A 22,309-nucleotide genomic window follows, 5' to 3' on the forward strand; every position below is an offset into this window, starting at 1 on the left:
TACAATTCCATGCAGAGCCTTTTCACCTTACGGGATTTTTACAGCAATCATGGTCTGCCCATTCCTGAAAACATAGGGAAAGACATTGGGCATTTCAATGTATTTAAGATTGATGAGTATATAGCTCGCCTTAAAAGTGGCGAAATGCGCTATGACAGACGTTCGTATTTTAAGATCAGTCTCATCAATGGAAAAAACAGGGCAGAGTATGCCGACAAGGTCATCCATATAGAAAACAAGGCGCTTTTGTTCGCTTCTCCCAAGATTCCGTACCATTACGTGCCACAGGATAAAGTTCAATCGGGATACTTCTGTGTGTTTACCGATACCTTTCTTTCCAAGGATAAAAGTGGGGTCATTTTGGATAATCTCCCCTTGTTTCAACCGGGAGGGTTTCCCATATTCAACATTTCAGATAAGGATTATGCCGAGTTGGAGCAATTGTTCAAAAAAATAGACAGGGAACTGTCTTCGGACTACGCTTATAAATTTGACCTTATCCGGGCCTATGTGGTGGAGTTGCTGCATCTCGGACAGAAATTGCACCCAGCACAGCCTCAGGAAAATGCTAAAAATGCCGCTACCCGAATCACGGACTTGTTCGTGGAACTATTGGAGCGACAATTTCCCATCAATTCGCCGGTTCAGCGACTGGGATTGAAAACCGCCCAAGATTTTGCCGAGCGATTGGCGGTGCATGCCAATCACCTGAACAAGGTTTTGAAAGAGACTACTGGAAGCACTACAACCGCCATTATCCATTCCCGAATTTTTGAGGAAGCCAAGATTTTGCTTAACAATACGGATTGGAACGTTTCCGAAATTGCCTTCAGTTTGGGGTTTGAAGAAGTGGCCCATTTCTCCAATTTCTTCAAAAAACACGCCTCACTATCCCCTTTGCATTACCGTACAGGGGCAAAAGTTTGATTTTTACAAAAAGTGGATTGATGGTTGCAATTCCTTCGGAAGGGCATGGATGATCTTTGCCCCATACCTAAAAAATCATACAAAATGGGAAATTCAAAAATTGCATTGGTGACCGGGGGCAGTAGAGGCCTCGGTGAAAATATGGCCGTCAGTTTGGCCAAAAAGGGATTGGATGTGATATTGACCTATCGGAGTAATAAGGATGAGGCCCTAAAAACTGTCCATGAAGTGGAGCAATTGGGGCAAAAGGCCTATGCGCTTCAACTGGATGTGGCTGATACGGGTAGTTTTGATGCCTTTGTCCAAGAGGTCCAAAAAGTGGTTGGGTCCCAATTTGGGACGGAAAAGATTGGTTTTTTGATCAACAATGCCGGTATTGGTATTAACGCCACCATAAATGAAACCACGGAGGAACAGTTTGATACCTTGGTGGATATCCACTTCAAAGGAGCATTTTTCCTGACGCAGAAGCTGTTACCTTTGTTGGCGGACGGAGGTGGAATCGTAAACATTTCTAGCGGGTTGGCACGGTTTTCACTTCCAGGATTTTCAGTCTATGGCTCCTTGAAAGCGGCCATGGAAGCCCTTACCAGATACCAGGCCAAGGAATTGGGGTCAAGAAGAATCAGGTCCAACGTGGTTGCGCCGGGAGCCATTGAAACCGATTTTGGAGGCGGCGTCAATAAAACTGATGAGGAAAAGAGAACGATCATTGCCAATGTAACAGCTTTGGGAAGGGTTGGTTTGCCCGATGACATTGGGGGAGTAGTGGCCTTTTTATGCACGGAGGATGCCAAATGGATCAACGGACAACGCATTGAAGCATCAGGGGGAATGATGATGTAATGTACTACTGAAATGGTTTAAAAAGGATTGGGCTTGCCCAATCCTTTTTTATTGCCCCAAAACCCAAAATTAGTGGCTCTTTTTTTGCTTTTCAGTCAGGAGTGCCGTTATTTTGTACCCTAGTTCATTTATAAACTGAAGTGGTTATCAAGAAAGGTGGAGGGAATGGACCCTGTGAAACCTTAGCAACCCTCGACTTCGAGAAGGTGCTACATTCTACCCCTGTCCGGAATGGTACTGAACATGTTTCAGTATGATTTGGGAACTCATGGAAGGAAAACCGTCCATGGTAAGGGAAGGATAACAAAAATACATTCCTGTTGTATTTCCATATTTTCTTGATACCGTTTTATTTCCTGTATAGGGAGATTGTATAGTTATGGAAAAGATTGAAGACATTTTACAAAAACGCATTTTAGTGCTGGATGGTGCCATGGGTACCATGTTGCAGCGGTATAAGTTCGAGGAAGAGGATTTTAGGGGGGAGCGCTTCAAGGATTGGGAGCATCCTTTGAAGGGGAACAATGATTTGTTGTCCTTGACCCAGCCCCAAGCCATTGCGGACATTCATCACAAATATTTTGAGGCGGGTGCCGATATCGTGGAAACCAACACGTTTTCGGGAACTACCATAGCTATGGCCGATTACCACATGGAAGATTTGGTGTACGAGCTCAATTACGAGTCGGCCCGGATTGCCAAGGAGGTAGCCAACGAGTTTACTGCCAAGGAACCCCATAAACCCAGATTTGTGGCCGGAAGTATAGGTCCCACCAATAAAACGGCTAGCATGTCGCCTGATGTAAATGACCCAGGCTTTAGGGCCATTTCTTTTGATGAATTACGTGAAGCCTACAAACAGCAGGTGGAAGCCTTGTTGGATGGTGGTTCGGATTTGTTGCTGGTTGAGACCATTTTTGATACCCTGAACGCCAAAGCGGCACTTTTTGCCATAGAAGAAGTTAAGGACGAACGTAATATCGATGTGCCTATCATGGTCAGTGGAACCATTACGGATGCTTCAGGGCGTACTTTGTCCGGACAGACGGCAGAAGCTTTTTTGATTTCGGTGTCCCATATTCCCATTTTATCGGTAGGGTTCAACTGTGCCTTGGGGGCCAAACAATTGGTTCCCCACTTGGAGGTGATTTCAGCCAAGTCGGATTTTGCCACGTCGGCCCATCCCAACGCTGGTTTGCCCAATGCCTTTGGGGAATACGATGAAACCCCGGAACAAATGGCATCACAGATCAAAGAGTACTTGGAAAAAGGATTGGTGAACATCGTAGGCGGTTGCTGTGGAACTACTCCGGAGCACATCAAGGCCATTGTGGAATTGACAGAGCAATATTCACCCAGAAAATTAAAACCGACCCATGAAGCGCATGCATAACATAATGATGATTTTATTGGTGATGATGACCTTGGCTTCCTGTGGAAAAAAGGAAAAGGTCGAAGAAACAATTTCAACCCCAATTGAAGTAGAAAAAGGTATCATGGGCACATGGAAACTGGTCTATGGTGAGATAAGGACGGAAGATTCGTTGGAAGTAAAGGATTTGTCAAATACCGAGTTCGTAAAGATTTTGAATGAGGACCATTTTGCCTTTTTCAATCAAGTGAAGGATACCGCAGATGGATTCTATGGCGGTGGAGGAACCTACAGCTTGGATGGGGACACCTACGTGGAACAATTGGATTATGTGGGTGTAAAGGAAATAAGGGGGCACGAGTTTACTTTCAAGGTGGAGATCAAGGGAGATACCTTGATTCAATCCGGGATTGAGGATGTGCCCGAAGCTGGTATCAAGCGGCATATAGTGGAAAAATATATTAGGATCAAGTAAGGAAGAGATACATGGCCCAAACAAGAGCTTTAAAACTATCAGGTCTGGAACCGTTGGTCGTTACCCCGGAAAGTAATTTCATCAATGTGGGGGAGCGAACCAATGTAGCAGGTTCCAAGAGGTTTCTTAGGCTCATCAAGGAAGAAAAGTTTGATGAAGCCCTGGAGATTGCCCGTCATCAGGTAGAGGGAGGAGCACAGATCATAGATGTGAACATGGATGATGGATTGATCGATGGCAAAGCTGCCATGGTCAAGTTCCTGAACCTTATCGTATCCGAACCCGATATTGCCCGGGTGCCTATCATGATCGATAGTTCCAAATGGGAGATCATCGAGGCAGGTCTCCAAGTGGTACAGGGAAAATGTGTGGTTAATTCCATCAGCCTGAAAGAAGGGGAAGAAGAGTTTATACATCATGCCAAACTCATCAAGCGGTATGGTGCGGCCGTAATTGTCATGGCCTTTGATGAGGTAGGACAGGCGGATACCTATGAACGCCGAATCGAAATTGCCAAACGTTCCTACGACATCTTGGTCAATCAGGTGAAATTTGCCCCGGAAGATATCATTTTCGACCTCAATATCTTTCCTGTGGCAACGGGAATGGAAGAACACAGACGTAATGCCCTCGATTTTATTGATGGCACCAAATGGGTGCGCGAAAACCTGCCCCATTGCAGTGTAAGCGGCGGGGTCAGTAATGTGTCCTTCTCTTTCCGTGGAAATAACCCTGTGCGTGAAGCCATGCACTCCGCTTTCCTGTTCCATGCCATCAAGGCGGGAATGAATATGGGAATCGTAAACCCTGCCATGTTGGAAGTTTATGACGATATCCCAAAAGACCTTTTGGAGCACGTTGAGGATGTTTTGCTCGATAGACGGGATGATGCCACGGAACGCCTTTTGGAATTTGCCGAAACCGTAGTGGGAACGGCCAAGGAAAGCAAAGTGGACCTGTCATGGCGGGAAGACCCATTGCAGGATAGGATTACGAGGGCTTTGGTAAAGGGAATAGACCAATACATTGTTGAAGACGTAGAGGAAGCCCGTCAAAACGCCAAAAGACCTTTGGAGGTGATTGAGGGCAACCTGATGACTGGAATGAATGTGGTAGGGGATTTGTTTGGAAGCGGGAAGATGTTTTTGCCGCAGGTGGTCAAATCGGCCCGGGTGATGAAAAAAGCAGTGGCCTATCTTACCCCATATATAGAGGCGTCCAAGGATGCCAATGCCAAGGCGGCCGGAAAAATATTGATGGCCACCGTGAAAGGGGATGTCCATGATATTGGAAAGAACATTGTCAGTGTGGTACTGGCCTGCAACAATTATGAGATTGTGGATATGGGGGTTATGGTGCCTCCAGAAAAAATCATCAATAAGGCCAAAGAAGAGCAAGTAGATATTATTGGCTTGAGTGGATTGATCACACCGTCATTGGATGAGATGGTCTTTTTGGCCAAGGAAATGGAACGCCAAGATTTTGAAGTTCCCCTTCTGATCGGTGGGGCCACTACCAGTAAGGCCCATACCGCGGTTAAGATTGATCCCGTTTACAGCAATGCGGTGGTGCATGTCAATGATGCTTCGCGGGCGGTGACCGTGGTGGGCGATTTGTTGCAGACCGAAACCTCTGATGCCTACAAGAAGTCCATCAAATTGGATTATGAAAGTTTTAGGGACAAGTTTTTGGGCAGATCCAAACAGAAAACCTATTTAAGCTTGGAGGAAGCCCGAAAGAACAAACTCCAAATCGATTGGAGTCCAAAAGATATTGTGGTTCCCAAACAACTTGGTATTGAGGTCTGGGAGGATTTCGACCTGAAAAAACTGAAAGAATTTATTGACTGGAGCCCCTTTTTCCGAAGCTGGGGATTGCATGGAAAGTATCCCGATATCCTTACCGATAAGGTTGTAGGGGAACAGGCCACGGAGCTTTTCAAGGATGCCCAGGTCATGCTCAAGAAGGTCTTTGATGAAAAATGGTTGACCGCCAAGGCCATCTTTGGATTGTTTCCTGCAAATCAGGTGAACGATGATGATATTGAGCTTCAGACAGGGTCACTGGAGGGTTCAAGTGCGGACGGGAACGACACAACGACATTCAGGACATTACGGCAACAGCTCAAAAAGAGGGATGGGGTGCCCAATATTGCCCTTGCGGATTTTATCGCTCCAAAGGATAGTGGCCTGCAAGATTATATAGGCTGTTTTTGCGTCTCCACCGGTTTTGGGACACAAGAACTAGCTGCTGATTTTGAGAAAAAGCATGATGACTACAATTCCATCATGATCAAAGCCATTGCCGACCGTTTGGCAGAGGCCTTTGCGGAATATCTGCATAGGCAGGTGCGAACCAAATTCTGGGGCTATGCTGCCGCAGAATCCCTGTCCAACGATGAGCTTATTGAGGAAAAATATTTAGGAATCCGGCCTGCACCGGGATATCCGGCCTGCCCAGACCATTTGGAGAAGCTTACTATCTGGGAATTATTGGGGGTCAAGGAGAAAATAGGGGTGGAACTTACCGAAAGCCTGGCCATGTGGCCGGCGGCCAGTGTAAGTGGCTATTATTTTGCACATCCGCAGGCAAAATATTTCGGATTGGGAAAAATAGAGCAAGATCAGGTAGAGGATTTTGCAAAACGAAAGAATATTGAATTGGAGAAAGCCAAAAAGTGGCTGGCTCCCAACATAGTTGAAGCATAAGGCATGAAAGTAACCGACCATATTAAAAAAGCAAAAGGGAAAACCCTTTTTAGTTTTGAAATCATCCCTCCGGTAAAAGGGAAGAGCATTCAGGAGCTGTACGACAATATTGATCCCTTGATGGAGTTCAAGCCCCCATTCATTGATGTGACCACCTCCCGGGAGGAGTACGTATACATTGACCGCGATGGGCTGCTCGATAAAAAATTGACCCGGATGCGTCCCGGTACCTTGGGCATCTGTGCATCCATCAAACACAAATACGATGTGGATACCGTGCCCCACGTGCTTTGTGGAGGGTTTACCAAAGAGGAGACCGAATACCTTTTGGTAGACTGTCATTATTTGGAGATAGAGAATGTAATGGCCTTACGAGGCGATGCCATGAAGGAGGAAAAATATTTTGCTCCCACACGGGGTGGTCATCAATATGCTTCGGAATTGGTAAAGCAGATTCACGACATCAACGGTGGAAACTATTTGCACGAGGTCATAGAGACCGATGATTGCGCCAGTTTCTGCATTGGAGTGGCCGGTTATCCGGAAAAACACATGGAGGCCCCTTCTTTAAAGTCCGATTTGAGACGATTGAAGGAGAAAGTGGATTTGGGGGCGGATTATGTAGTGACCCAAATGTTTTTTGATAATCAAAAATTCTTTGCCTTTGTGGAAGCAGCAAGGGAAATGGGAATCAATGTGCCTATTATTCCGGGGATTAAACCCATTGCCGTAAAAAGACATTTACAGTTATTGCCCCAGGTGTTTCGGGTGGATATTCCGCAGGATTTGGTGGATGCCGTGGATGCTTGCAAGACCAACAAAGAGGTGCGCCAAGTGGGTGTGGAATGGTGTATTCAGCAATCCAAGGAACTCAAGGAAGCTGGAGTGCCCGTTTTGCACTATTATTCCATGGGAAAATCGGATAATATCAAGGCGGTTGCCAAGGAGGTATTTTAATTTCCTACTTTAGCGGCCCATGAGGCACCTACTTTTTTTGGTTATTTTTTTCTGTGGCTATTTTGGATTTTCCCAAAAAGGGGAGATTCCCAAAAAGTATGTGCTGGACGCCAGTCAGTTCTACGGTTCCATTTTATTGCACAACCCGGATATTTCACATTTGATCACGGCCCATCCCGGAGGGGTTATTTTGGGATTCAACCGAAAGCGTTTTGGGCATGAGGATTGGGAGGCCAGTTTGGGGTATCCCGATACGGGTTTTTCGTTTGTGTATCAGGATATGAACAATCCTACCTTGGGAAAAAACTTTGGGTTGTACGCACACTACAATTTCTATTTTTTAAGGAGAAACCTACAATTTCGGATAGGGCAGGGGGTGGCCTATAACACCAACCCGTATGACAAGGCCGCAAATTTCAGGAACAATGCCTACGGAAGCCATTTACTGAGTTCTACCATGGTCATGTTCAATTATCATAAAGAGAACCTATTGGCCGGATTGGGATTCAAGGCAGGCATTTCCCTGATTCATTATTCCAATGCCAATTTTAAGGCGCCCAATACCTCTACCAATACCATGGCCTTCAATTTTGGGCTCACCTACGATTTGGATGGTGGTGAAACTTATGAGTTTCAAGAACCAAGACCTCAAGAGAAAATTATTGAACCCATCCGATACAATTTTGTGCTACGTGGTGGTTTAAATGAGAGCGATGTAATCAATTCGGGACAGTATGGATTTTGGATTTTATCGGCTTATGCCGATAAGAGATTGGGCAATAAAAGTGCCCTACAATTGGGAACAGATGTGTTCTTTTCCAACTTTTTGAAGGAATTGATTCGGTTCCAATCCACTTCCTTTCCCGAAATGGATGTGGACCCCGATACCGATTTTAAGCGCGTAGGTTTGTTTGTAGGTCATGAACTCTTTATCAACAAGATGAGTGTAGTGGCCCAATTGGGCTATTATGTGTATTATCCGTTTGATTTTGAAGGGCAGGTATACAACCGTGTGGGATTGAAACGGTATTTTGGGGACAAGCTATTTGGGGCCGTGACCTTAAAATCACACGGGGCCAAGGCAGAAGCAGTGGAATTTGGAATTGGAATTAGACTATAGGTGATGATGGAATTTGCAAGAAGAACTAAAAGAAGCAAGAATGTCACTTCGAGCACAGTCGAGAGGTGTTGCCTTGCTTTACTTCTACTGCTGTTGCTTTCCTGTAATGGGGACAATGTGCCCGATTGTTTTCAAAATGCAGGGAATACGGTAAGATTGACCGTGGATGTGCCGGAATTCAATACCATTACGGTTTTTGAAAATCTCAATGTGGTGCTCAAACAAGGAGAGGAACAACGTGTTGAAATTGAAACCGGGGAATTTCTTCAGAATGATGTATTGGCAGAGGTCAAGGACAACAGATTGATTGTGCGCAATGAGAACAACTGTAATTATGTCCGGGAGTATGGGCTGACCACCATTTATGTAACAGCGCCAAATATTTCAGAAATACGGAGCAGTACGGGACTCTTAATTTCCAGTGATGGAGTCTTGCAATATCCAAACCTATCCTTGATTACCGAAAGTTTCAATAATCCGGAAACCGAGACCACGGATGGTTCCTTTGATCTGCAATTGGATGTCGAAAGGGTCAGTATTGTAGTAAATGGTATCGCCTATTTTAAGTTGGTAGGGACTACCACTGATTTTAATGTGACCATTGCCGCAGGGGATTCCAGAATAGAAGCGGAAAATCTTGTGGCCCAAAGGGTAAGCCTTAACCATAGAGGCTCAAATGATATTTTTGTCAACCCACAACAACGCATCAGTGGGACAATCAGTGGTACAGGTGATGTGATCAGCGTAAACCGCCCTTCAGAGATTGAGGTGGAGGAACTCTTCAATGGCCAGTTGATTTTTAAAGATTGATGCTTGGCTTCAAGCTTGGGTACGACTTAATTTCTCATTACTTTCGAGAATATCAAACCTAGACCTTTGAAGTCGGTGTTCTCGCATTTAAAAAAACTATTTTCTTCTGACCCCAAGGTTAAATCACCTGAAGGACTCCAAGGATGGGAAAGGGCAGATGCGCTCTTTCATAACTTGACTGTGGAAGGGCAAATCCCCGGCATGGCCATTACCATTCTCAAAAACGGCAAACCCATGCTCCAAAAAGGATATGGTTATGCCCGTATGGAAGAGAAAATCCCAGTAGACCCCAAGGACACTTTGTTTCGGATTGCCAGTATTTCCAAATGCATTACCGGATTGGCCTTGGGCAAGATGGCGGAGGAGGGAATTCTGAATTTGGACGATTCGTTTTATAGCCATGTGCCTTATTTTCCAAAGAAAAAGTATGATTTCACCTTGCGCCAATTGGCAAGTCATACGGCGGGTATCCGTGGCTATCGCGGAAAGGAATATGCCCTGAACCAGCCTTTTGGAATCAAGGAAAGTATCAGTGTGTTCCAAGATGATCCCTTGGTCTTTGAGCCGGGAAGGGGGTATCTGTACAATAGTTTTGATTTTGTATTGCTCTCTTTGGCCATGCAAGAGGCCTGTGGTATGCCCTTTGAAGACTATGTGGAGCAAAAGGTGCTGCATCCGCTGGGTATGATGCATACGTTTCCACCAAAGACAGATGGTTTGGGTACTTCGGCCCAATGGTATACCAAGACAGCACTGTGTTTTAAAAAATCGGTTCCGGTAGATAATTTTTATAAGATTGCCGGAGGAGGGTATTTATCCACTAGCGAGGATGTAGCTCGGTTGGGGCAAGCCATTCTGGACCAAAAACTACTTCAAAAGGAAACCTATGATGTACTTTTGACCGCACAAGAAGTCAATGGAAAGTCCATCTATTATGGTTTGGGCTTTCAAGTGAGCCAAGATGCCCAAGGCAGGCATTTTGTGGGCCATGTGGGCAGCAGTGTTGGGGCCTACACCAATTTTTTTGTATATCCTGATGAAGAAGTAGCGGTTTCCATGTTGATCAATTGTACCGACCCCAAGGTGCAGCAGACCTTGGATGCTGCCATTACAGCTATACTGGATTTGCGAAGCTTATGATTTTTGCTGAAATTTATTCCAAATGAGAAGGGTCTTCAAATTTACATTCCTGTTTGCCGGAGCTTTTTTGCTTTTGGCGATTTCTTCTTCCTATGCCAAGGAGTCAAAGTTTTCCTTGGAACAACTTGAGGTTGAAAAAGATAGTCTTTCTGATGGCTTAAGCGCCCAAGAATGGAAAAAGTTCAAATATTTTGAAGACCAGTTGGAGGCTTCCACCTTATCAGCCAAGGAAAAAGAAAGTCAATTGACAGGATATGCCCGGGATTCCCTGAATATTTTAAAGGTGAAACTGGTCGCTATCAAGGTTCTGGACCAAAAGAATCTATTGGATAGGGATATTGCTGAAAATATAGCATACTACACCTCGTTGCTAACTGATTTTAAGGAAAGTGATATCGCGCCATTGGAATACCGTTTCCTTGAAGAGAAATTGGCTTATCTAAATCAGCAAGCCCTTGGACGGGAACTACAATGGAGCAGAGGGTTGAATGTGGGCCTTGCTTTGCTGGTACTTTTTCTAGGCTTGACCATGTGGTACCAGTACGCGAAGCGGAAAAAAGGGGGTGCTCCACAATTGAGCAGGCAGGAGACTTTGGTACATGGCCTCATTGTGCAGGGCAAGAGCAACAAAGAAATTGCCAACGAGCTATTTATAAGCTTGAGCACCGTTAAGAGCCATATTACCAGTATTTATGGTAAACTCAATGTGACCGGAAGACAGGAACTTCTAAAAAATAGTACGGGTACTAGCACCTAATCCATACCCCAAATTCTTTACATCAAATCTTTTGCAAGCTTTTTTTGTTTCAAAAACAGATGGTATTGAAACATGCAATTTGGTTGTTGCTTCTTGGGATACAATTCATACAAGGCCAAGAACAGCTTTCCCTAAAGGGAAAGGTTTTGGATGGGAACAAGGTCCCGGTGGACATCGGGGATGTGTTGCTCTTGGTTCCCGAAACTAGGGAGTTGGTATCCTATACTACATTGGTACAGGGAAACTTTGCTTTTAAAGAGGTGCCCAAGGGCGAATACCTATTGGAAATCTCCGCGTTGGGATATGCCACATTCTCCAAAAAATATGTGTTCCGTGATTCGTTGGAAGTGGTAATTCAACTGGAGGAAGAAACTACCGACTTGGAAAATGTTGAAGTAATCGCCTCCAAAAATCCGATAACCAACAAAAACGGAAATTTTAAGGTTGATGTCCTAAACCCTGTTTTTTCAACCATGGTAGACCCTCTGGAAGTGTTGGTGAAACTTCCCAATGTCCAGATTTCACCAAATAGGGAGTCCATTTCGGTCCTTATGAAAGGAACACCCTTGATTTATCTAGGCAATCAAAGAATCAGCTTTGGAGAGTTTGTTGCCTTATCGGTAGACTCCATTGAAAGTATCGAGCTCATCAACAATCCTTCGCCAAAGTATGAAGCTGAGGGGCGGGCGGTGATTTTGATTCAGCTTAGGAAAAATAATGACAAAGGCACCACAGTAACGCTGGGTGAAACACTTTCCTTCAGACAAAACACCAACAACTATATCAGTGCCAATGGGAACCATTCCAACGGAAAATGGAACCTTCGGGGAAACCTTAATTACAATACCATTGGCCAATGGGAGAGCAATACCTTTGCATTTGCCATTCCTACGGAGAATATCCGTTCTGATTATTTGGTGCTCATCCCGGATAATAAGCGGATGCAAATCAACAGTGGAATGGGATTCTATTATCCCATCAATGCCAATGACTACATTTCCCTGAATACTATTTTTCGCCGTCAAACTGATGATGCGGGTTTTGAAACCAGCACGTTTCTTCAAAATGGGGGTGAAACGAATGAAATCACGTCTGAAACACAGAACGAGAACCGGAGGGATTATTTTAGTGCCAATTTCAATTTCAACAAAAGGCTTAGTGAAAACTTGAACCTTTTTACGGGAATCCAATATTCCTCTTTTGATCAAAAGCTGCAAACGGATATTGCAAACAACTACAACAATGAAGGCTTGGTACTGGACCAAACCAGAAACCAGGATTATAAAATTGAATCTTTGGCGGCCCGTTTGGATTTTGAACAGGTGATTTCCGAAAATTTGCAATTGGATTTCGGTACAAGCTGGAACGAGGCCAAAGCTGATGCATTCAGTCAGATTGATCAACCTGAATTAGCCAATGGGGATGTTATCAACTACGATTATAAAGAAATCCTCTATGCTATTTATACAAATACGGCATCAAGTTTTGGGGAGAAGTTCAAGTTTAATCTGGGAGCCAGAGTGGAATACAATCAGGTTGAAGGACAGCTTGAAAAGGACCTGCAACCTTTGGTTGAACGTGAAAATACCCGGATTTTTCCCAAAGTAGGTTTGAATTTTACCATAGACAGCACCAAAACCCTTTCGTTGAACTACTCCAGAAACATCAATCGGCCCAATTTTTCCCGAACCAGCTCCGTGAGGGTGTTCATAAACCCCTTTTTGGAAGCAGGGAACAATGTGGACTTGATACCTACGATTACCAATGAAATTTCCACGAATCTTCAGGTAGGGAACACATCTATCTTTGGAGGTATCTACACGAATAAGAACCCCAGATATTTTATGATAGGGTACAAAGAAAATGATTCAGCTGCCTTGCTGGCCGAGAATAACCTAGATGAGGAATCGGGTTATTATCTTGGATTGACAGTGCCATTTTCCCATAAAATCTGGTCTTCGACCAATTCAGTGAGCATAACCTATAACAAAATCAAGGATTCATCTGCAGTGTTCACCAAGGCCAAACCCTATCTATACGTCTACACCGATCAACAGTTGAGAGTAATGAAAGATACCATCGTTTCTGTAGGAGGGTATGCTTTGGCCCAACGGAAAGAGGGTATCATTGAAAGAAATGGGATGGTAGTGCTGAATGCCTCTGTGACCACCACTTTATTTGAAAAACTGCAATGTGCCCTGCGGTTCAACGACATTACCAAAGCCATGAACTATGGAGAAAGCTATTCCATCAACGGGGTGGAAGCCAATGGAACCTATTATGTTGACGGGCGTGAAATGGCCCTATCCCTAAAATATAGTTTTGGAGGAACTGCATCCAATGCATTCAAAAACAAGAATGTGGATGAGAATCTGGATAGAATCAACTAAGATCCTATCCTTTTGCCAATTTTTCCTCGATTTCGGCGGCAAAGCCTCCGCAGAGTTCCAGGGTTTCCTTTACATCATCCAAGGCGGTTCTGGGGTTGATCAAACACATCCGCAATACCACCTGTCCGTGTAGGATGGTGGTGACCAGCAAAGCCTTTCTGGAGGACACTACCTTTTCAGAAATGTATTGGTTGATGCCGTCCAGTTCCTTGTCGGTATAATTTTTGGAAATTGGGTTGTACCTAAAATTAATGACCGCCAAAGTGGCAGGGAAAACCACTTCCCAGCGTTTGCTCTTGCGTAAAATACCCTCGGTGGCCTCGGCAAGGTCAATATTATAGGTGATGGCATTCCGAAATTCTTGAAGGCCAAAGGTTTTAAGGGACATATAAAATTTTAACGCCCTAAACCTTCGGGTCAGCTGGATACCATGATCATAAAAGTTGATTTCAGACGTGTTTCCCTCAATGTCCCTAAGGTATTCCGGTTTTTCGGTAAAGGTGTGACTCAGGTATTTGTGGTTGCGGACCAATAAACAGCCCATTTCGTAAGGTTGATAGAACCATTTGTGGGGGTCTACGGTAAGCGAATCCGCTTTTTCGATGCCCTTCATCAATTGTTTCCCTTTTTTAGATAAGATAGCCGCTGCGCCGTAAGCGCCATCAATATGGAACCAAATGTCTTCTTTTTTGCAGATGGCCGCCAACTCGGAAAGAGGGTCCACCGTACCCGTATTGGTGGTTCCTGATGTGGCGATCAAGCAGAAGGGCATAAACCCTTCCAATCGGTCCTTGGCAATACAGTTCTTCAGTTTATTGACGGAAAATTTAAACTCACTATCCGTGGGAATGATGCGGATCTGTTCTTTTTTGAATCCCAATACCCGAATGGCCTTGATATTGGAGGAATGGGCTTGGTCCGAGAGATAAATGATCGCTTTGGAAAAATCATCCCCACATTTGATTCTTCTGGCAGTGGTCAGGGCCGTTAAATTGGCCATGGAGCCTCCACTGGTGAAGATACCACCTCCTTTTTTCTTCGGGAATCCAAAAATCTTCAGCAGCCATTGAATGGTAACGATTTCCAATTCTGCCGCCGCTGGTGAGGCTGCCCATCCCCCTGAGAAAATATTATACCCTGTGGCAAGGGTGTCAGCCATGGCGCTGATATAGTTGCTGGGACCGGGAACAAAGGAATACGATTTAGGATGAGACATGAGTGTGCTCTTCGTCATGACCTTTTCCAGTACAAAATTAAGTACTTCGGTGGGTTCGGTTCCCATTTCGGGTGCTTCTTCCAAAAAAAGCGAGTCCATTTCTTCCCGAGATCCCAAGGCTACGGGTAGTTTTTGTTTTTGGGTATCATGGTGCTCCACTATGGCATCTATGATCTGATAGCCATACGAAGTCATTTCTTCTTTCGTAAGTTCCAGTTGGGAACGATTCTTCTTCATGAGGTTGCTTTTGTTTCCAATCGCAAAAGTACCATATTTTGATTGGGAAGCTAATTTCAATGTGGATGGTTTGCATATAAGACCAGCCATTATCATTGGGATAAGAAATAAAAAAATAGGGCTGAAATTTTATTAATAAGGAATCCTAACTATATTTGTATGGCAATAATGCGTTAACTTAAATGAAAATACAATGCGTAAACCAATTTTTTATCATGCAGGATGTCCAGTTTGTGTAGGGGCAGAGAGTGAAATCATTGATTTAGTGGGAGTTGAAAATCTTGATATTGTCCATTTGGGAGAAGAGAAAGAGCAAATATCCATAGCGGAAGACTTTGGCGTTAAGTCGGTTCCTGCTTTGGTGACTTCCAGCGGTCATGTCCTTCATATCAATTATGGGGCTTCTTTGGAGGATGTGAAAGCATAGTCATAATTTATGTAGTTAGGAATCCTTATTTTTATTCCGACCGGAATTTAAATTAAAATCGCACTACATTTAATTAGGAATGCTAACTTTGCCTGTCGGTAGCTTTCGGCAGGCATTGTTTGTTATGAAGAAAAGTATTTTTGATACGAAACAGCAACAGCAAGATCTTTCCAGCAAAATTGTAGCAGGTCTGGAGCGTATTTCCCAAGCTTTTAAAGTGCTGTTATGGGAAAAAGCCAAAAGTTTGGGGCTAAGCCCCATCCAAATTCAAATCCTGATTTTTGTGGCCTATCACAAATCAGGCTACAATAATGTTAGTTTTTTGGCCAAGGAATTCAATGTGACCAAGCCGACCATTAGCGACGCTATTAAAGTTTTGGAACGAAAAGGGCTGATTATAAAAGACCACTCTTCGGAAGATAGTAGGAGCTATTCCATTCTCTTGTCGGACAAGGGGAAGAAAATTGTTGAAGAAACCGAGGATTTTGCCCATCCGCTGGCTTCACAATTGAAGAATGTCCCCACTGGTGAAAAGGAAATGCTGTTCAAGACCTTGGGCAACCTCATTTATCAGTTGAACCAGCAAGGCATACTAACGGTGCAGCGGACTTGTTTTGCCTGTAAATTTTATACAAAAGACGGGACAGGACATTACTGTCGTTTATTGGAAAGAAAGTTACGCCACTCGGACATCCGTCTGGATTGCAATGAATTTGAGGAGAAACCATAATCTTGGCCATGGAAAGAAAGGATATTGAAAACAGGGAAGATGTTTCAGCATTGGTGCATCGTTTCTATGAGAAAGTGCGGGCTGATGCTGAGATTGGTCATTTTTTCAATACTACCATTACGGACTGGCCCGAGCACATGGAAAAACTGACCGACTTTTGGGAAACCAATTTATTCTTTGTCCAAAAATATAAAGGGAACCCCTTGTTGGTGCATGCTGAGTTGGATAAGGAAAAGGGGTATTCCATAACCGATTATCATTTTGGCATTTGGCTGCGCCATTGGATCACTACACTGGATACGTATTTTGTTGGTCCAAATACGGAGAAGGCCAAGCAGCGGGCCAGGAATATCAGTGTCCGTATGTTCATCACCATTTTTGAACAACGAAAAAGGGATGGCGTCCTAAATCAATCCAACGATTAGCGGGTAAGTTCGGTGAACAAGCTCTCCAGATTTTTGTTCTTTCGGCTAAGTTGAAGCGTTTTAAGTTGATTGTCGTGAGCAAAATCGAACACCGCAGGGCGCATATCGGTTGAAGTGTTAAAACTGATTTCATAAGCAAAGCCACCTATATTCCGCACATTGGAAACATTTGGCAATTGCATGAGCAATTGTTCTTCCACACGAAAATCGAATTCTACCTCAATGATTTGTTCTTCAGATTCCCGAAGTTCCTCCAATTTCTTATCCGCAACAAGTTTTCCTTTGTTGATAATAATGACCCGATCACAGACCGCTTCCACTTCTTTCATGATATGGGTGGATAGGAGAATGGTCTTTTCCTTTCCAATGTCCCGGATCAATTTCCGAATCTCTATTAATTGATTGGGATCCAAACCGGTAGTAGGTTCGTCCAAGATCAATACTTCTGGGTTGTGCAATAATGCAGCGGCCAATCCCACACGTTGGCGGTACCCTTTGGAAAGCTGGCCAATTTTTTTATGGGCCTCAGGGCTCAATCCGGTCTGTTCAATAACTTCCTGTACCGTATTCTTGGATACCTGGTATACATCGGCATTAAAGGATAGGTACTCCTTAACATACATTTCCAGATAGAGTGGGTTGTGCTCGGGAAGGTATCCAATGCTTTTTTGTACCTCGGTTTCTGATTTCAACACATCAAAACCGTTTACTTCTGCATCTCCACTGTCTGGTTTATAATAGGTGGTCAAAATCCGCATCATGGTAGATTTTCCCGCACCGTTTGGTCCCAAGAACCCTACAATCTCTCCTTTTTTGATGGAGAAGGAAACATTGTTCAAGGCTTTTTGTGGGCCAAAGCTTTTGGAAATGTTCTGGACAGTGATGGACATGCTACGCTATTTAAGCCTCAAAAATACATCTTTAGACGTTTCCATAAGATGTAGTGAGCTTTTTTTGAGGTCAGTTTAGTGCAGACCATCAAAACCGGAAAAAATAGAATTTGTCAAAAAATGAAGCTTTTTTTAAATCGAAATGCAACAAAAAATGATATTTCAATAAAAATCGAAAAAAAATGAAGCTTTGCTGTTGATTTTGGTTTGAATGCCTATATTAGCTCCATATTTATCACAAATGACAACAACGTATTTCTGGAACCGTTTTTATTTTTACTTCTTTTTTCAAGGAGCAACGGGACTATTGTAGATACGCTTAAAGTATATTAACATGATAAAGTCCCGATAAAATCGGGGCTTTTTTTTTGCCATGGGTTTAAAAGTAGCCATTCAGGGAATTAAGGGATCCAACCACCATCAGGTAGCCAAGGATTTTTTTGGGGACGACATTGAATTATTGGAGTGTCTTTCCTTTGATGCCGTAATAGATCATTTAAAAGATGGTACGGCGGACAAGGGGGTCATGGCCATAGAAAATTCCATAGCGGGGTCCATCATACCAAATTATAATTTGGTGTATCACAATAATATGCACATTATTGGAGAGCACTATCTGAGCATACACCATAACCTTATGGTGTTCAAGGGCGGTTCCATGGAAGATATCAAGGAAGTACACTCGCATCCAATGGCTTTATTGCAATGCAAGGAGTTTTTTAAGGAGTATCCCCAAATAAAACTGGTGGAAAGTGTGGATACAGCAGAAACGGCAAAACGGATCATGGAAGGTCAATTGACCAATATTGCTGCAATTGCTCCGAAAATGGCGGCAAATCTCTATGATTTGGATATTATTGCTTCTGAAATCCAGACGATAAAAAATAACGCTACTCGTTTTATCATACTGAAAAAACAGAACAAGGTGTTACCCGAAGAAGAAATTAATAAAGCATCGTTGCGGTTTATAACTGACCACAAAAGAGGAAGTTTGGCCACAGTGTTGAACGTTATGAGCGATTGTAACCTCAACCTTACCAAGATTCAATCCCTTCCGGTTATTGAAACCCCATGGAAGTATGCCTTTTTTGTGGACGTCACTTTTGAGAAGTATGGGCACTTTACCAAGGCAAAGTCATTGTTGGATATCATGTCCGAAGACTTTAGGATTTTGGGCGAATATAAAAATGCATTGTTGGTATGATTACGGCAAATAGATTGAATAGTGTACAGGAATACTACTTCTCCAAAAAATTGAGGGAGGTGCGGGAGCTTATGGCTCAGGGTAGGCCCATTATCAATATGGGAATTGGAAGCCCGGATTTGGCACCTTCACCAGAAGTTTTGACCACCCTAAGGGATTCAATAACTGATGCAGGAGCGCACCAATACCAAAGCTATCAGGGTTTGCCAGAACTAAGGGTAGCCATTGCGGAGTTCTATCAACAAAAATTTGGGGTAAGCATAGACCCAGCACTCGGGGTATTGCCCTTAATGGGATCTAAGGAAGGGATCATGCACATCAGTATGGCATTCTTGAATGTGGGTGATGAGGTATTGTTGCCCAATCCGGGATACCCTACCTACGGTTCGGTGACCCGATTGGTGGAAGCCGTTCCAAGAACCTACGATCTTTCCGAAGAGAATGGTTGGTTTCCCGACCTAGAGGCACTTTCCAAGGAAGATTTGTCCAAAGTGAAGCTGATGTGGGTGAGTTATCCACATATGCCCACCGGGGCCACGGCCACCATGCAACAGTTGACGTCCTTGGTTGAATTTGCCAAGGCAAACGATATTTTATTGGTCAATGACAATCCGTACAGTTTTGTGTTGTCCAGTAACCCCACCAGTATTTTGTCCATAGATGGAGCCTTGGATTGTACCTTGGAACTGAACAGTTTGAGCAAAACCTTCAACATGGCCGGATGGCGTGTGGGAATGGTATTGGGAAGTAAGGAGAACATCAATGCGGTGCTCAAAGTAAAGAGCAATATGGACTCCGGCATGTTCTACGGTATTCAAAAAGGGGCTATAGCGGCATTGCAGAGTGGTCCCGAATGGTTCGCGGATTTGGATGAGGTATATACCAAGAGACGAAAGCTCATGTTCCAACTGGCGGACAAACTGGGCTGTGCATATAGCGAAGACGCAGTAGGGATGTTCGTGTGGTGCAAACTACCCAAAGGAGCTCCATCTTCTGAGGAATTTGTTGATGAAGTGTTGTATGATAAAAACATATTTATAGCTCCGGGCACCATATTTGGGAGCAATGGAGAGGGGTATATCCGTTTTTCACTCTGTGTGAAAGAGGAAAAAATAAAAGAAGCCATAGAAAGATTTTAAGCAATGGACGTAGTTGTCATAGGAATAGGGTTGATTGGAGGTTCTTTTGCAAAAGATGTAAAGCAATTGTTTCCAGAGGCCCATATTATCGGGATTGATAAGAACGATTCCCATTTGGATGAGGCCTTGGAACTGAACCTGATTGATGAAAAAGGGGATTATGGGGTCTTGGCCACTGCCGATGTGGTCTATGTGAGCATTCCCGTGAACGCCTTGGTACACGAATTGCCTAAGATTTTGGATGTTGTGGGAGACGAGACCGTGGTCATGGATGCGGGATCCACCAAACGTTTGATTTGTGAATCAGTGGCAGATCACCCCAATCGGAGAAATTTTATGGCATGCCACCCCATTGCGGGTACGGAATTTTCGGGACCTTCCGCGGCCATAAACGGTTTGTACGAAGGAAAGACCAATATCATATGCGAGGTAGAAAAAACGGCCTTTAAGCTTCAGGAAAAGGCTTTGGACATTTTTCAAAAGATGCAAATGCGTATCCGGTACATGAATCCAAAGGCCCACGACAAGCATATTGCCTACGTATCGCATTTGTCACATATCAGCTCATTTATGTTGGGAAAGACTGTAATTGAGAAAGAAAAGAACGAGCGTGATATTTTTGACATGGCGGGAAGTGGTTTTGAGAGTACGGTGCGTTTGGCCAAAAGTTCTCCGGACATGTGGACCCCCATTTTTGAGCAGAATAGGGACAATGTGGTGGAAACTTTGGAGGAGTACATCCAAAACCTTGAAAATTTTAAACAACTCCTTTTGGACCAAGAGTATGGAAAGGTGCATACGGAGATGAGCAATACAAATAAGATAAAACAGATATTAAAAGGAATTCCACTCACAAAAAACAGAACATAGTATGGAAAACAGTAAGCAAATGAGGAAATGGTTGGATGACATGAACCTATCGCATCCATTGGTGATTGCAGGTCCCTGCAGTGCCGAAACCGAAGAACAGGTGCTGAAGATTGCGCATGAACTTAAGGATACGGATGTCAATTACTTTCGTTCCGGTATTTGGAAACCAAGAACCCGCCCCGGGAATTTTGAAGGTGTAGGGGCCATTGGATTGAAGTGGTTGCAAAAAGTAAAGGAGGAAACCGGTTTAAAAACGGCTACCGAAGTGGCCAACAAAGCCCATGTTGATTTGGCTTTGGAACATGATATTGACCTATTGTGGATCGGGGCACGATCTACGGTAAGCCCTTTCATCGTCCAAGAAATTGCAGATGCCCTTAAGGGCACGGACAAGATCGTGTTGGTTAAAAACCCGGTAAACCCAGACCTTTCCCTTTGGTTGGGAGCTGTGGAGCGTCTGTATTCAGCGGATATTAAAAAGTTGGGGGTGATCCACCGTGGATTTTCAACCTACGAAAAAACCAAGTACCGAAATATTCCAGAATGGCAGTTGGCCATTGAACTTCAGACCAAGTTCCCTGATCTGCCCATCATCAATGACCCAAGCCATATTACCGGTAACCGGGATATGATCTTTGATGTGTCGCAAACTGCTTTGGACTTGAATTTTGATGGTTTGATCATAGAAACCCATTACGATCCAGACAATGCGTGGAGTGATGCCGCACAACAGGTGACCCCAAAAAGCTTGATACAGATCATGAAGGATTTGCGTATCAGAAAGGAAACCGACGAGGAAGCGGAGTACAATAACAACTTGAGTAACCTAAGGGCCCAGATTGATATTTTGGACAACCAATTGGTAGATCTTTTGGGCAAGCGTATGAAAGTTTCCGATGGTATTGGTGCCTTGAAGAAGCAAAAAAACGTAGCCGTACTTCAAAGCAATCGATGGAATGCCATTTTGGGCAATATGATCTTGGAAGGGGAGCAACGAGGATTGAGCGAGGAATTTGTCTTGAAGATGTTCAAGGCCATTCACCAAGAATCCATTAACCACCAAGAGAAGATCATCAATTCTTAAGCAAGGAAAGAGTGAATATGAAAAAGGCCCAACAATTGTTGGGCCTTTTTCTTTTTACAGAACAATTGTCTGTATTTATTTCCTAAAGATGTATCGCGTAATGAAGATACCTTGGCCATCGCCTTTTCCGCCTTCACTTTCCACACCACTTACCACAAAGGCCAATTCCCAGCCATTGGCGATCATATCGTTGATCATGGAGGTGATCATGGCATCATTGGCGGCAATGTTCTGGAAACGGATTCCTCCCAAATTATAGAAGTTCAATAATTTGGTTTCCTCAAAATTCTTTACACGGATATCACTTCTGTCCGATTTGTTTCGGGTGTTGTCGTCCTCGGTCTGTACACTTGTAAATTCCTTATAATCCTTGTCTTCAAGGGCGTTAATGATCCTAGATCTACCCAGACCGTTGGGTACAATGGATTCTACACTGGTGATTACCTTGTATTCCTGGGCATTCATACTGAACAGGGAAGCAAGTGCGATCGCAGCGGTAAAAATGATTTTTTTCATGATAAATATGAGATTGATTGTTAAAACTGTAAACAAAGATATACGGACAAAAACAAGGATTATTGTTTC

General features: G+C 43.8%; 21 protein-coding genes and 1 riboswitch. Of the genes, 18 read left to right on the plus strand and 3 right to left on the minus strand.

The window, feature by feature from the left end; translation table 11 throughout:
- Positions 1-9: 9 nt before the first annotated feature.
- The 11 genes from ACPD8L_RS15545 (at position 10) to ACPD8L_RS15595 (ending at position 13,502) form a co-directional block, all read left to right on the plus strand.
- Entirely contained in the window at positions 10-927 is a 918-nt protein-coding gene (locus ACPD8L_RS15545; RefSeq protein WP_116217329.1) for a helix-turn-helix domain-containing protein, read from the plus strand.
- Positions 928-1,011: 84 nt separating this feature from the next.
- Positions 1,012-1,773, plus strand: coding sequence for an SDR family NAD(P)-dependent oxidoreductase (locus tag ACPD8L_RS15550; RefSeq protein WP_423944417.1), 762 nt, complete (start codon positions 1,012-1,014; stop codon positions 1,771-1,773).
- Between the two features lie 141 nt (positions 1,774-1,914).
- Positions 1,915-2,014, plus strand: a riboswitch (SAM riboswitch).
- 138 nt (positions 2,015-2,152) lie between these two features.
- Positions 2,153-3,166, plus strand: coding sequence for a homocysteine S-methyltransferase family protein (locus ACPD8L_RS15555; protein WP_423944420.1), 1,014 nt, complete (start codon positions 2,153-2,155; stop codon positions 3,164-3,166).
- Positions 3,150-3,620: a hypothetical protein gene (locus ACPD8L_RS15560; RefSeq protein WP_423944422.1), complete on the plus strand. Its 471-nt coding sequence runs from the start codon at positions 3,150-3,152 to the stop codon at positions 3,618-3,620. Before ACPD8L_RS15555 ends, ACPD8L_RS15560 begins: the two co-directional genes overlap by 17 nt.
- 11 nt (positions 3,621-3,631) lie before the next feature.
- A complete protein-coding gene (metH, locus tag ACPD8L_RS15565) occupies positions 3,632-6,328 on the plus strand; it encodes a methionine synthase (RefSeq protein ID WP_423944424.1) in 2,697 nt (898 codons plus the stop codon).
- A 3-nt stretch (positions 6,329-6,331) separates the two neighbouring features.
- Positions 6,332-7,285 (plus strand): methylenetetrahydrofolate reductase [NAD(P)H], encoded by a 954-nt coding sequence (gene metF / locus ACPD8L_RS15570; RefSeq protein WP_423944426.1) that lies wholly within the window; start codon positions 6,332-6,334, stop codon positions 7,283-7,285.
- A gap of 19 nt (positions 7,286-7,304) precedes the next feature.
- Positions 7,305-8,405 (plus strand): acyloxyacyl hydrolase, encoded by a 1,101-nt coding sequence (locus tag ACPD8L_RS15575; RefSeq protein ID WP_421810915.1) that lies wholly within the window; start codon positions 7,305-7,307, stop codon positions 8,403-8,405.
- A 3-nt stretch (positions 8,406-8,408) separates the two neighbouring features.
- On the plus strand, positions 8,409-9,215 hold the full coding sequence (locus ACPD8L_RS15580; RefSeq protein WP_423944429.1) for a head GIN domain-containing protein: 807 nt from the start codon (positions 8,409-8,411) through the stop codon (positions 9,213-9,215).
- A 75-nt stretch (positions 9,216-9,290) separates the two neighbouring features.
- A complete protein-coding gene (locus tag ACPD8L_RS15585; protein WP_423944637.1) occupies positions 9,291-10,355 on the plus strand; it encodes a serine hydrolase domain-containing protein in 1,065 nt (354 codons plus the stop codon).
- A gap of 22 nt (positions 10,356-10,377) precedes the next feature.
- A complete protein-coding gene (locus ACPD8L_RS15590; RefSeq protein ID WP_421810917.1) occupies positions 10,378-11,112 on the plus strand; it encodes a response regulator transcription factor in 735 nt (244 codons plus the stop codon).
- A gap of 65 nt (positions 11,113-11,177) precedes the next feature.
- Complete coding sequence (locus tag ACPD8L_RS15595) at positions 11,178-13,502, plus strand: TonB-dependent receptor domain-containing protein (RefSeq protein WP_423944432.1); 2,325 nt, start codon at positions 11,178-11,180, stop codon at positions 13,500-13,502.
- Between the two features lie 4 nt (positions 13,503-13,506).
- Here the strand turns inward: ACPD8L_RS15595 and ACPD8L_RS15600 are convergent, their stop codons facing one another.
- Positions 13,507-14,955, minus strand: coding sequence for a pyridoxal phosphate-dependent decarboxylase family protein (locus ACPD8L_RS15600; protein WP_421810919.1), 1,449 nt, complete (start codon positions 14,953-14,955; stop codon positions 13,507-13,509).
- A gap of 193 nt (positions 14,956-15,148) precedes the next feature.
- Here ACPD8L_RS15600 and ACPD8L_RS15605 point away from each other — a divergent pair, with 193 nt between their 5' ends.
- From ACPD8L_RS15605 to ACPD8L_RS15615, 3 genes are all read left to right on the plus strand, one after another.
- Complete coding sequence (locus ACPD8L_RS15605) at positions 15,149-15,382, plus strand: thioredoxin domain-containing protein (RefSeq protein WP_293302862.1); 234 nt, start codon at positions 15,149-15,151, stop codon at positions 15,380-15,382.
- Between the two features lie 124 nt (positions 15,383-15,506).
- Positions 15,507-16,112: a MarR family winged helix-turn-helix transcriptional regulator gene (locus ACPD8L_RS15610; protein ID WP_423944437.1), complete on the plus strand. Its 606-nt coding sequence runs from the start codon at positions 15,507-15,509 to the stop codon at positions 16,110-16,112.
- An 8-nt stretch (positions 16,113-16,120) separates the two neighbouring features.
- Positions 16,121-16,537: a group III truncated hemoglobin gene (locus ACPD8L_RS15615; protein WP_423944439.1), complete on the plus strand. Its 417-nt coding sequence runs from the start codon at positions 16,121-16,123 to the stop codon at positions 16,535-16,537.
- Here the strand turns inward: ACPD8L_RS15615 and gldA are convergent.
- A complete protein-coding gene (gldA, locus tag ACPD8L_RS15620; RefSeq protein ID WP_423944442.1) occupies positions 16,534-17,427 on the minus strand; it encodes a gliding motility-associated ABC transporter ATP-binding subunit GldA in 894 nt (297 codons plus the stop codon). The genes ACPD8L_RS15615 and gldA overlap by 4 nt on opposite strands.
- A gap of 373 nt (positions 17,428-17,800) precedes the next feature.
- Between gldA and ACPD8L_RS15625 the strand changes: the two genes are divergently transcribed.
- From ACPD8L_RS15625 to ACPD8L_RS15640, 4 genes are read left to right on the plus strand one after another with little or no spacing between them, the layout of a single operon-like run.
- Positions 17,801-18,631, plus strand: coding sequence for a prephenate dehydratase (locus ACPD8L_RS15625; RefSeq protein WP_116217343.1), 831 nt, complete (start codon positions 17,801-17,803; stop codon positions 18,629-18,631).
- A complete protein-coding gene (locus ACPD8L_RS15630; RefSeq protein WP_293302853.1) occupies positions 18,628-19,770 on the plus strand; it encodes a pyridoxal phosphate-dependent aminotransferase in 1,143 nt (380 codons plus the stop codon). Before ACPD8L_RS15625 ends, ACPD8L_RS15630 begins: the two co-directional genes overlap by 4 nt.
- Positions 19,771-19,773: 3 nt before the next feature.
- On the plus strand, positions 19,774-20,640 hold the full coding sequence (locus ACPD8L_RS15635; RefSeq protein WP_423944446.1) for a prephenate dehydrogenase: 867 nt from the start codon (positions 19,774-19,776) through the stop codon (positions 20,638-20,640).
- Between the two features lies 1 nt (position 20,641).
- The gene (locus ACPD8L_RS15640) at positions 20,642-21,724 is read left to right on the plus strand and encodes a chorismate mutase (protein ID WP_116217346.1); all 1,083 of its coding nucleotides are present in this window, start codon (positions 20,642-20,644) and stop codon (positions 21,722-21,724) included.
- Positions 21,725-21,799: 75 nt separating this feature from the next.
- Here the strand turns inward: ACPD8L_RS15640 and ACPD8L_RS15645 are convergent, their stop codons facing one another.
- Positions 21,800-22,240 (minus strand): hypothetical protein, encoded by a 441-nt coding sequence (locus ACPD8L_RS15645; RefSeq protein ID WP_116217347.1) that lies wholly within the window; start codon positions 22,238-22,240, stop codon positions 21,800-21,802.
- Positions 22,241-22,309 lie beyond the last annotated feature (69 nt).

The sequence above is a fragment of the Flagellimonas algicida genome (genome assembly GCF_049629585.1).
Taxonomy (GTDB): Bacteria; Bacteroidota; Bacteroidia; order Flavobacteriales; family Flavobacteriaceae; genus Flagellimonas.

Coding starts and splice junctions, on each gene's coding strand:
- ACPD8L_RS15545 (WP_116217329.1), top strand. CDS start 10: ATGCAGAGCCTTTTCACCTTACGGGATTTTTACAGCAATCATGGTCTG.
- ACPD8L_RS15550 (WP_423944417.1), top strand. CDS start 1,012: ATGGGAAATTCAAAAATTGCATTGGTGACCGGGGGCAGTAGAGGCCTC.
- ACPD8L_RS15555 (WP_423944420.1), top strand. CDS start 2,153: ATGGAAAAGATTGAAGACATTTTACAAAAACGCATTTTAGTGCTGGAT.
- ACPD8L_RS15560 (WP_423944422.1), top strand. CDS start 3,150: ATGAAGCGCATGCATAACATAATGATGATTTTATTGGTGATGATGACC.
- metH (WP_423944424.1), top strand. CDS start 3,632: ATGGCCCAAACAAGAGCTTTAAAACTATCAGGTCTGGAACCGTTGGTC.
- metF (WP_423944426.1), top strand. CDS start 6,332: ATGAAAGTAACCGACCATATTAAAAAAGCAAAAGGGAAAACCCTTTTT.
- ACPD8L_RS15575 (WP_421810915.1), top strand. CDS start 7,305: ATGAGGCACCTACTTTTTTTGGTTATTTTTTTCTGTGGCTATTTTGGA.
- ACPD8L_RS15580 (WP_423944429.1), top strand. CDS start 8,409: ATGATGGAATTTGCAAGAAGAACTAAAAGAAGCAAGAATGTCACTTCG.
- ACPD8L_RS15590 (WP_421810917.1), top strand. CDS start 10,378: ATGAGAAGGGTCTTCAAATTTACATTCCTGTTTGCCGGAGCTTTTTTG.
- ACPD8L_RS15600 (WP_421810919.1), bottom strand. CDS start 14,955: ATGAAGAAGAATCGTTCCCAACTGGAACTTACGAAAGAAGAAATGACT.
- ACPD8L_RS15605 (WP_293302862.1), top strand. CDS start 15,149: ATGCGTAAACCAATTTTTTATCATGCAGGATGTCCAGTTTGTGTAGGG.
- ACPD8L_RS15610 (WP_423944437.1), top strand. CDS start 15,507: ATGAAGAAAAGTATTTTTGATACGAAACAGCAACAGCAAGATCTTTCC.
- ACPD8L_RS15615 (WP_423944439.1), top strand. CDS start 16,121: ATGGAAAGAAAGGATATTGAAAACAGGGAAGATGTTTCAGCATTGGTG.
- gldA (WP_423944442.1), bottom strand. CDS start 17,427: ATGTCCATCACTGTCCAGAACATTTCCAAAAGCTTTGGCCCACAAAAA.
- ACPD8L_RS15625 (WP_116217343.1), top strand. CDS start 17,801: ATGGGTTTAAAAGTAGCCATTCAGGGAATTAAGGGATCCAACCACCAT.
- ACPD8L_RS15630 (WP_293302853.1), top strand. CDS start 18,628: ATGATTACGGCAAATAGATTGAATAGTGTACAGGAATACTACTTCTCC.
- ACPD8L_RS15635 (WP_423944446.1), top strand. CDS start 19,774: ATGGACGTAGTTGTCATAGGAATAGGGTTGATTGGAGGTTCTTTTGCA.
- ACPD8L_RS15640 (WP_116217346.1), top strand. CDS start 20,642: ATGGAAAACAGTAAGCAAATGAGGAAATGGTTGGATGACATGAACCTA.
- ACPD8L_RS15645 (WP_116217347.1), bottom strand. CDS start 22,240: ATGAAAAAAATCATTTTTACCGCTGCGATCGCACTTGCTTCCCTGTTC.